Origin of the sequence: Embleya scabrispora (assembly GCF_002024165.1) — a bacterium.
In the GTDB taxonomy this organism is placed as follows: domain Bacteria; phylum Actinomycetota; class Actinomycetes; order Streptomycetales; family Streptomycetaceae; genus Embleya; species Embleya scabrispora_A.
On sequence record NZ_MWQN01000003.1, the window covers coordinates 573,685 to 584,153 of the forward strand.

Annotated in this window: 1 pseudogene; it reads right to left on the reverse strand. The window is 73.7% G+C overall.

The features are described 5' to 3' along the window. Positions 1–5 precede the first annotated feature (5 nt). Positions 6–10,463: pseudogene (locus B4N89_RS52115) on the reverse strand (SDR family NAD(P)-dependent oxidoreductase); the annotation flags it as partial. Between the last annotated feature and the right edge of the window lie 6 nt (positions 10,464–10,469).

A 10,469-nucleotide genomic window follows, 5' to 3' on the forward strand; every position in this document is an offset into this window, starting at 1 on the left:
TCGGGTCAGGCGCTGTCGGGCCCCAGTTCCCGGTCGAGCAGGTCGAACATGTCTTCGGCGGAGGAGGCGGCCAGCGCCTCCCCGTCCAGGGCGACGGCGTCCGACGCCTCGGCGTCCGACGGGTCGCGCCAGGTCCACAGCAGGGTCTCCAGGCGCCGGGCGACCGCCGCCCGTGTCGCCGGGTCGGCGGGCAATCGGGACAGCGCCTGCTCCAGCCGGCCGAACGCCATCGGCGCCGGACCGGCCTCGGTCGCGGTCTCGGGATCGAGGGTGGTGTCCAGGTGGGCGGCCAGCGCGGCCGCGGTGGGGTGAGTGAACACGAGGGTCACCGGCAGGTGCAGGCCGAGGGCGGTGCTCAGCCGACCGCGCAGTTCGACCGCGGCCATCGAGTCGAGGCCGAGGTCGCGCAGCGGCTTGTCCGCGGGCACGCCCGCTTCGGGCCGCCCCAGGACGGCCGCGACATGGGCCACCACCAGGTCGCGCAACGCCCGCCGCCGATCCGCCCCGCCCAGTGCGGCCGGCCGGCGCGGCAGGGCGCCGGCCTCGTCCCGCACCGCGGCGTCGTCCACCGTCCGAACCGCCACGGGCCGCGGCGGCAGGACCGAATCGCTCGCCGCCGAGGATCGCGCCTCGGCGAGCGCGGCCCGGAGCCGCTCCGGCGAGACCGCGCGCAGTACGAGCGAGCGCACCGTGAAGGCCGCCGCGCCGGTCGCGGTCGCCGCGACCAGCGACAGGGTGTCCGAGTCGTCGCCCGCCGCCTCCAACCGGATCCGCCACGAGGTCGCGCCGGGCGCGTGCAGCGTGACGCCGGACCATACGAACGGCATGCGCGTCGTCGCGTCGCTCTCCCCCGCCGCCGCCCCCGTGCCGAGGGCTCGCAGCGCGGCCGTCACGAGCACCGGATGCAGCCCGTAGCCGGTGGCGTCCTGCCGTCGGTCGGCGGGGAGCGCGACCTCCGCGTACCGGATCGCCCCGGACTGCCACACGCCGCGCAGCACGTGGTCGGCCGGGTCCGCCCCCTCGTCACCGGTCGGTACGAACACCGGGATCGGAACCGGCAGCGCACCGATCGGAGGCCAGACGAGCAGGTCGTCCTCGGGCCCGGACGCGTCCTCCCCCGCGCTCTCATCGGGGGCGAGCAGGCCCTCGGCATGCCGGGTCCAGGTACCGGCCTCCGCCGGGGCGTCCGGCCGGGAGTGCACGGCCACCGTCCGGCGGCCGTCGGGGCGGGCCGCACCGACCACCACCCGCAGATGTACCCCGTCGCGCTCCGGCAGCGGCAGCGGCGCCGTCAGGGTCAGCTCCTCCAGCGTGCCGAGCCCGGTCGATCGACTCGCGTGCAGGGCGAGTTCGACGAAGGCCCCGCCGGGCAGCAGCGCCGCGCCCGGGAACGGCGACTCCGCCGACCACGGATGGGTGTGCCGGCCGACGCGTCCGGTGAAGACGATCCCGGCCGCGTCGGGCAGGTCGATCGCCGCGCCGAGAACGGGGTGTCCGGTCGCGGTCAGGCCCAGTCCCCGCGCGTCGGTCGCGGTGCCCGAGTCGCCCCGGAGCCAGTACCGCTCCCGCTGGAACGCGTAGGTGGGCAGGTCCGTCACCCTCGGCTCGGTGTCGGCGAAGGCGACCCGCCAGTCGACGTGCACGCCGTGCGCGTACGCCCGGGCGAGGGCGCCGGTGAACCGGTCGGGACCGCCCTCGCCGCGCCGCAGGGTGTCCAGGACCGCGGCCCGCGAACCGGCCGCCTCGACCGTCTCCACAACGCCGGTGGTCAGCACCGGATGGGCGCTGACCTCCACGAACGTGTCGTGACCCTGGTCCAGCAGGGCCCGGACGGTCTCGTCGAAGCGTACGGTCCGGCGCAGGTTGGTGTACCAGTATTCGGCGTCCAGGGTGGTGCCCTCGACCACTGTGCCGGTGACGGCGGAGTGGAACGGCACGTCCGCGGCGCGGGGTTCGAGATCGGCGAGGGCGGTGAGCAGTGTCTCGCGGATCGACTCGACCTGCGGGGAGTGCGAGGCGTAGTCGACCGGGACGCGCCGTGCCCAGACGTTGCGCTCCGCACACCGCGCCAGTATCTCGGCCAGCGCGGTCGGGTCGCCGGAAAGGGTCACCGAATGCGGGGCGTTGACCGCCGCGAGCGCCACGCGGTCGCCGAAGGGAGCGGCCAACTCGGCCGCTTGTTCGGCGGACAGCGCCACCGAGGCCATCCCGCCCCCGCCGGACAGGTCGAGGAGCGCACGGCTGCGCAGTGCCACGATCCGGGCGCCGTCCTCCAGGGAGAGGGCGCCCGCGACGCAGGCGGCGGCGATCTCGCCCTGGGAGTGGCCCACCACGGCGGCGGGGTGCACGCCGTACGCCCGCCACAACCGGGCCAGCGAGACCATCACCGCCCACAACACCGGCTGCACCACGTCGACCCGCTCCAGCCACCCGTCCGAATCGGAGCCCAGGATCGTGGTCAACGACCAGTCGACGAACGGCGCGAGCGCCTCCTCGCACGCCCGGATCCGCGCGGCGAACTCGGGTGACGCGTCGAGCAGCCCACCGGCCATCCCGACCCACTGGGAACCCTGTCCGGGAAAGACGAACACCGGACGCCGCCCAGCCTGGGCGACACCGAGCACCGCGTCGACCCCGGAGTTCCCGGCCGCCAACCCCGCAAGGGCGGCCGCCAACCCCTTCCGGTCGCCCGCGGTGACCACGGCCCGGTATTCGAGCCCGGCCCGCGAAACCACGGACGAGTACGCGAGATCGACCAACTCGCGGTACTCGTTCCCGGGTTCGCGCGAGGGCCGGCCGTGCGCGGACCGCTCCGGTGTCGCCGACTCGAGGTGTTCGGCCAGCCGTGCGGCCTGCGCGCGGAGCGCCTGGGCGGAATGGGCGGACAGGACAACGGGCAGGCGACGCGGGGGTCTTCCGGCGTTGACGGCCGGTCGGGGCGTCCGCTCGCGCGCCGGCGCGGCGGGGGGTTGTTCGAGGATCACGTGCGCGTTCGTACCGCTGACCCCGAACGCCGAGACCGCGGCCCGGCGCGGCCGGCCCAGGTCGGGCCAGGCGCGCGGCGCCGTCGCCAACTCCACCGTGCCGGCCGACCAGTCGACGTGCGGGGTCGGCTCGTCGACGTGCAGCGTCGCGGGCAATACCCCCGCGCGCATCGCCAACACCATCTTGATCACGCCCGCGACGCCCGCCGCGGCCTGGGTATGCCCGATGTTGGATTTCACCGAGCCGACGAGCACCGGCCGACGCGCCGGCCTGTCCCGACCGTAGGTCGCGATGAGCGCCTGCGCCTCGATGGGGTCGCCGAGCGTGGTGCCCGTCCCGTGCGCCTCGACCGCGTCGACGTCCCGCGTCGCCAGCCCCGCGTTGGCCAGTGCCTGCCGGATCACTCGCTGCTGCGACGGCCCGTTGGGCGCGGTGAGCCCGTTGCTCGCGCCGTCCTGGTTCACCGCGGATCCGCGGATCACGGCGAGTACGCGGTGCCCGTTGCGGACGGCGTCCGAGAGGCGCTCGACCACCAGGACGCCGACGCCCTCGGCCGGCCCGAACCCGTCGCCGGCCGCCGCGAACGCCTTGCAGCGGCCGTCCGCCGCGAGACCGCGTTGCCGGCTGAACTCGACGAACAGCCCCGGCTCCGACATCACGGTCACCCCACCCGCCAAGGCCATCGTGCACTCCCCGCCGCGCAGTGCCTGGACCGCCAGGTGCAGCGCGACGAGGGAGGACGAACAGGCCGTGTCGACGGTGACCGCGGGCCCCTCGAACCCGAACGTGTACGCGACCCGCCCGGAGCCGACGCTCGGCGTGTTCCCGGTGCCCAGGTAACCCTCCAGTTCGTGCGGGGCCCGGTCGAGCCTGCCCGCATACCCCTGCGCGGCGAGTCCGGTATACACGCCGATCCGGCTGCCGCCGAGGGTGTCCGGCGCGATGCCGGCGTGTTCGAGGGCCTCCCAGGACGTCTCCAGGAGCAGCCGCTGCTGGGGGTCCATCGCCAGCGCCTCGCGGTGGCTGATGCCGAAGAGGTCGGCGTCGAACCGGTCGGCGTCGTACAGGAATCCACCGGATCGGGTGTAACTGGTGCCCGGATGGTCGGGGTCCGGGTGGAACAGTCCGGCCAGGTCCCAGCCGCGATTCGTCGGGAACTCGGAAATCGCGTCCCCACCGCCCACGATCAGCCGCCACAGGTCGTCGGCGGAGCGCACGTCCCCGGGGAATCGGCAGGCCATGCCGACGATCGCGATCGGCTCGTGGCCGGCGGCGACCGGTGGCTCCTCGGTGACCGGCTCCGGCTCGGATCCGGACAGTTCGGCACCGAGCCGGCCGGCCAACGCGGTCGGGGTCGGGTGGTCGAAGATCAGCGTGGCGGGCAACCGCAGTCCGGTGCCCGCGGCGAGCCGATTGCGCAGTTCGACCGCGGTCAGCGAATCGAAGCCGAGCGCCTTGAAGGCGCGGTCGGCGGGAACGGCCGTCTCGTCGCCGTGGCCGAGCACGGCGGCGGCGTGCGTACGGACCAGTTCCAGCAACACCCGCGCGCGTTCGGCGGGCACGAGTGCGGCGGTGCGCCGCTGCCAGGTCGACCCGCCCACGTCCCCGTCGGTCGCCGCGACCCGCCGGGCCGGACCGCGTACCAGGCCGGCGAACACCACCGGCAGCGTGCCGGTCCCGGCCAGGATGCGCAGCGCCGCCGGGTCCACCCGCATCGGGACGACGAGCGTCCGCGGCCCGGATCGGGCGGCGTCGAAGAGCCGGAGCCCGAGTGCGTTGGACATGGGCAGGACGCCGCTGCGCGCCATCCGGTTCAGGTCGTCCCGGCCGAGCCGCCCGGTCATGCCGCTGGTCTCCGCCCACAGCCCCCAGGCCAGCGACGTACCCGGCGCGCCGGCGGCCTGCCGGTGTGCGGCCAGTGCGTCCACGAAGGCGTTGGCTGCGGCGTAGTTGGCCTGCGCCGCGCCGCCCAGGACGCCGGCGATCGAGGAGAAGAGCACGAAGGCGGCGAGGTCGTGGCCGGCGGTCGACTCGTGCAGGTTGATCGCGCCGTCGACCTTGGCCCGCAGTACCGATTCGAGATCTTCCGGCGTCATGGACTCGACCAGGCCGTCGGCCAGGACTCCGGTGGCGTGTACGACTCCGGTGAGCGGGGCGGATTCGGGGATGCGCGCGAGCACTTCGGCGAGGGCTTCGCGGTCGGCCGCGTCGCACGCCTCGACGACCACCCGCGCCCCGAGAGCGCCCAGTTCGCACACCAGCTCCGCCGCGCCCGGCGCGGCCATGCCGCTGCGGCTGAGCAACACCAGGCCGCGCACCCCGTGTTCGGCGACGAGATGCCGGGCCACCAGGGCGCCCAACGTGCCCGTACCACCGGTGATCAACACCGTCCCGTCCGGATCCCACGGCACCGGCATCCGAAGCACCAACTTGCCCGTATGCCGCGCCTGCGCCATGAACCGAAACGCCTCCGGCGCCCGCCGCACGTCGAAACACCGCACCGGAACCGGCGACAACACTCCCGACCGGAACAGGGGCATCAGCACCGCGAACAATTCCGCGATCCCGTCCGCACCCGCCGCCTCGACCAGGTCGAAGGCTCGATACGATGCGATATCGGGGTGAACCGCCCGAACCACGGTCTCGTCTCGGACATCCGTCTTGCCCATTTCCACGAACCTGCCGCCATCGGCCAGCAGTTCCAGCGAAGCGTCGACGAACTCGCCCGCCAGCGAGTTCAACACCACGTCCACACCACGACCGTCCGTCGCGGCCCGGAACTCCTCCGCGAAGTCGAGCGTCCGCGAATCCCCGATGTGCGCGTCGTCCAACCCCAACGACCGCAGCACATCCCACTTGCCACGACTCGCGGTGGCAAACACCTCGGCACCCAGGTACCGGGCGACCTGCACCGCCGCCATCCCCACCCCACCGGACCCGGCATGGATCAGCACCGTGTCGCCCGCACCCAGCCGACCCAGCGCGGCCAGCCCGTGATAGGCCGTCAGGAAAGCCACCGGCACCGACGCCGCCTGCTCCCACGACCACCCCACGGGCACCTGCACGAGGGTCCGCACGTCGGCCACCGCGGTGTCCCCGAAAGCCGGGAACAGCCCCAGCACCCGATCCCCGACCGCGAATTCGGAGCCGCCGGGACCCACCTCGGTCACCACGCCGGCGCCTTCGCCGCCCATCATCGCGGCTTCCGGATACATGCCCAACACGATCAGCACATCGCGGAAGTTGAGCCCCGCCGCGCGTACCGCGATGCGCACCTGCCCGGACCGCAGGGGCTCCAGGGCCTCCGGCGCGGGCACCAGCGCCAGATCCGCCGGCGTGCCGGTCCCGGGCGTGTGCAACCGCCAGGCACCCGACGGCGGGATCAGCGCGTCGCCGCCGCCGGCGCGGGCCAGCCGCGGCACGAGCATGTCGCCGTGGCGCAGGGCGAGTTGCGGCTCGCCGCTGTGCACGGCGGCGTCCAGAAGCGCCGCCGACGCCGGGCTGTCGTCCGTGTCCACCAGCACGAACCGGCCAGGGTGTTCGGTCTGCGCGGACCTGACCAGGCCCCACACCGCCGCGCGTACGAGGTCCGTGACCACATCGGCCGGTCCCGCCGCCACCGCGCCATGGGTCACCAGGACCAACCGCGACCGCGCCTGCCCCTCGGCCGCGAGCCATCCCTGAACGCGCGCCAATACCTCGGCCGTCGCCGCCGCGACGGCGTTCGCGAGCCCGTCGCCGAAAGCCGACGGGGCACAGTCGAGCCGGGTCACCTCGCCCACGCCCGGCCGTTCGACCACCTCGATCGGGATCCAGTCCAGGTGAAAGAGACTGTCGGTCGTCTCGCCGGCGGCGTGGACGAGTCGGTCGGGGGTGATCGGTCTCAGGGTGAGGCTTTGCGCGGAAAAGACCGGTTCGCCGGTGCCGTCGGTGGCCTCGATGCGCACGAAGTCGCCGTCACCCACGGACAGTCGGACCCGCAGCGACGACGCGCCGGAGGCCGTCAAGCGTACGCGGCTCCACACGAACGGCAGGCGGATCGTGGTGCGGGCGTCGCCGATGCCGGTCAATGCCGCCACCTGTACCGCGGCGTCCAGGAGCGCCGGATGGAGGCCGAAGCGGTGGGCCTGCTCGCGTTGTTCGGCGGGCAGGGCCACTTCGGCGAACACGTCCTCACCGACGTGCCACGCCGCGCGCAGCCCCCGGAACGACGGGCCGTAGGCGTAGCCGGCCTCGGCCAGGTCCGCATGGAAACGATCCAGCTCGATCGGCCGCGCACCGACGGGCGGCCACACGGTCGGCGCGGTGCCGCTGTCGGCCGGCGCGGCGGCGTCGGGCAGGAGGAGGCCGCCGGCGTGCCTGGTCCACTCCCGGTCGGCGTCGTCGTCGACCCGCGAGAACACGGAGACCGCCCGGCCGCCGTCGGCCGCCGGCGCCGCGACCATGACCTGGATCCGCACGCCGCCCTGCTCGGGCAGCACCAGCGGCGCTTCCAGGGTCAGTTCGTCGAGCAGGCCGCATCCCACGGAATCCCCGGCTCGGAGGGCGAGTTCGACGAAGGCCGTACCGGGCAGCAGCACCGTCCCGGCGACCGCGTGGTCCCCGAGCCAGGCGTGCGAGGACAGCGAGAGCCGCCCGGTGAGCAGGAATCCCTGCCCATCCGCCAGGAACACCGAGGCGCCGAGGAGGGGATGACCCTCGCCGGTCAGCCCGAGCCCGGCCGCATCGTCGGCGCCGCCGGTCGTGACGTCGCGCAGCCAGTATCGGCGACGCCGGAAGGCGTAGGTCGGCAACTCGACCTCACCCGGCTTGCCTTCGCCCACCAGCGGCGACCAGTCCACGGCGAGCCCGTTGACGTACGCCTCGGCGAGCGCCGCAGTGAAGCGCTCCGGGCCGCCCTCACCGCGCCGCAGCGTCCCCAGCACCACCGCTTCGGCGTCGGCGGCTTCCACCGTGCTCTCGATCGCCGTGGTCAACACCGGATGGGCACTCGCCTCGACGAACGCGTCGAACCCCTGAGCCGACAACAACCGCACGGTCTCCTCGAACCGCACCGTCCCCCGCAGATTCGCGTACCAGTACCCGGCATCGAGGGTCGAGGTCTCCAACCGTCCGGCCGTCACCGTCGAATAGAACGGCACCGTGGACGCCATGGGCTCGATGCCCGCCAGCTCCGCGAGCAACCGGTCCCGGATCGACTCCACCCCCGCCGAATGCGACGCATAATCCACCGGCACCCGCCGCGCCCACACACCCCGCGCCTCACACACCCCGACGAACTCGTCCACCGCACCCGGATCACCCGACACCGTCACCGACACCGGCCCGTTCACCGCCGCCACCGACAACCGACTTCCGAACGGAACCAGCAACCGCGCAACCTCGGCACACGGCAACGACACCGACACCATCGCCCCCGAACCCGCCAACCCCGCAAGCGCGCGCCCCCGCAACGCCACGACCCGCGCACCATCCGCCAACGACAACGCCCCCGCCACACACGCAGCCGCGATCTCCCCCTGCGAATGACCCACCACCGCACCCGGCACCACACCGTACGAACGCCACAACTCCGCAAGCGAGACCATCACCGCCCACAACACCGGCTGCACCACCTCCACCCGGTGCAACCACTCCCCCGACCCCGACCGCAGAACCGACGCCAACGACCAATCCACAAAAGGCGAAAGCGCCACCCCACACTCCGCCACCCGAGCAGCGAACACCGGAAACGCGTCAAGCAACTCCGCACCCATCCCCACCCACTGCGACCCCTGCCCCGGAAACACCAACACCGCCCGCCCCGAGGACCGCACCACCCCGGGCACCACACCCGCCGCCGGCTCCCCCACCGCCAGCGCCGCCAGGCCGGCGGTCAACGCCGCGTGGTCCGAGGCCGATACGACGGCCCGGTGCTCGAATGCCGACCGCGTGGCGACCAGCGCCGACGCGACCGCCGTCGGGTCGGACTCGGGGTGCTCGGCCACGAATTCGGCGAGTCGGCCCGCCTGCGCTCGCAGTGCTGCCTCCGACCTGCCCGACACCACGAACGGCAGCGCCCCCGACACGGCAAGGCGCGGCTGCGCCGGCTCCGGGTCGGCCACCTGCTCGACGATCACGTGGGCGTTCGTCCCGCTGATCCCGAACGACGAGACCGCGGCCCGGCGTGGACGGTCGACCTCGGGCCACGCCCGCGCGTCGGTCAACAGTTCCACCGCGCCCGCCGACCAGTCGATCCGGGTCGAACGCTTCTCGGCGTGCAGGGTCTTGGGCAGGACCCCGGCCCGGATCGCCAACACGGTCTTGATCAGGCCCACCACACCCGCCGCCGCGCCGGTGTGGCCGATGTTGGACTTCACCGAGCCCAGCCACAGCGGGCGATCGGCCGGGCGGCCCTTGCCGTAGGTGGCCAGGAGCGCCTGCGCCTCGATGGGATCGCCGAGCGTGGTGCCGGTACCGTGCGCCTCGACCGCGTCGACGTCGCCGGCCGACAGACCGGCGTTCGCCAGCGCGAGCCGGATGACCCGCTGCTGCGAGGGGCCGTTGGGGGCGGTCAGGCCGTTGCCCGCGCCGTCCTGGTTGACCGCGCTACCCCGGAGCACCGCGAGCACCCGGTGGCCGGCGCGCCGTGCGTCGGCCAGTCGCTCGACCAGGAGTACGCCCGCGCCGTCGGCGAGGCCCATACCGTCGGCGGTCTCCGCGAACGCCTTGCAGCGGCCGTCCGCCGCCAGCCCGCGCTGGGCGCTGAAGCCGAGGAACTGGACCGGGGACGACAACACCGTCACGCCGCCGACCAGCGCCAGTGAGCATTCGTCGTTGCGCAGCGCCTGCATGGCGAGGTGCAGGGCCACCAACGACGAGGAGCACGCGGTGTCCACGGTCACGGCGGGGCCTTCAAGCCCGTACAGGTAGGACAGTCGGCCGGCGAGCACGGCGGCGGCCGTACCGGTGGTCAGGTGTCCGAGGTGTTCGTCGGGCACCCGACCGCTCGTCCAGGCGTAGTCCACACTGTTCGCGCCGACGAATACACCCGCCCTGCCGCCGCGCAGACCGGCCGGGGGGATGCCGGCATGCTCGAAGGCCTCCCAGGAGGTCTCCAGGAGCAGCCGCTGTTGCGGGTCCATCGCCAACGCCTCGCGGGGCGAGATGCCGAAGAAGTCGGCGTCGAAACCCGCGATGTCGCGGATGAAGCCGCCGGCTGCCGTGTAGGTGGTGCCGGGGTGCTCCGGGTCGGGGTGGTACAGCCGGTCCACGTCCCAGCCGCGATCCCGGGGCAGTGGGCCGATCGTGTCCTCGCCGCGTTCGAGCAGGTCCCACAGGTCCTGCGGCGAGGCGACGCCGCCGGGAAGGCGGCAGGCCATGCCGACGATCGCCACGGGTTCGGTGGTGGTGGCGGCCGCCTCGAAGGCGGCGATCCGCTGCTGTGCGTCGTGCAGTTCGGTCGTGGCCCACTTCAGGTATTCGCGAAGGGTTTCCTCAGTGGC